This is a genomic window from Aeromicrobium sp. PFPM2_SD2, from assembly GCF_057364525.1.
On the sequence record NZ_JBNFNZ010000754.1, the window covers coordinates 1 to 666 of the forward strand.

1 protein-coding gene is annotated in these 666 nt (G+C 75.2%); it reads left to right on the forward strand.

All coding sequences use genetic code 11. From position 1 onward, the window contains the following. The coding region (locus AC2W7G_RS17910) for a GGDEF domain-containing protein (RefSeq protein WP_485869620.1) at positions 1–666 on the forward strand (666 nt) is incomplete at both ends.

Here is a 666-nt window from a genome sequence, read left to right on the forward strand (position 1 = left end):
GCGGGCGGTCGCGGCCGCGGTCGACGACCCGGGGCACCGGACGTGGGCGGGGGACTGGGCCTACCTGCCGCTCATGGCGACGGCCATCCTGGCCACGGCGGCGCACCTGTGGGCGTCCAGCGGCCCGCGTGCCGGCCTGCGCCGGGCGCTGTCCACGGCGGTGTTCTTCGAGGGGTGCTTCTACCTGGCCCGATGGGCGTGCCTGCTGCTGCTCGGCCCCCAGGACGGCTTCTACGAGGCCGTGTTCGGTGCCGTGCCCACCACCCTGGTCAACCTGGCCGTGCTGGTGGGCGCCGTGCTCGGCATGTCGGCGCTGTCGACCGAGCACCAGGTGCGCGAGCTGCGCAGCCAGGCCACCCGTGACGGCCTGACGCAGCTGCTCAACCGGGCCGAGTTCGACCGCCGGGCCGCGGTGGCGATCGACCGCATGCGCCGCGGCGGGATGCCCGGGACGCTGGTGATCGCCGACCTCGACCACTTCAAGTCGGTGAACGACTCCTTCGGCCACGACGTGGGCGACACCGTGCTGCGCGGCTTCGCCGACGCCTGCCGCGCCGTCGTCCGCTCGTCCGACCTCGTGGCGCGCGTCGGCGGCGAGGAGTTCGTGCTGCTGCTGCCCGGGTCGTCGCTGCGGGGACGCCGAGCGCGTCGTGCGGGGCGCTGCGG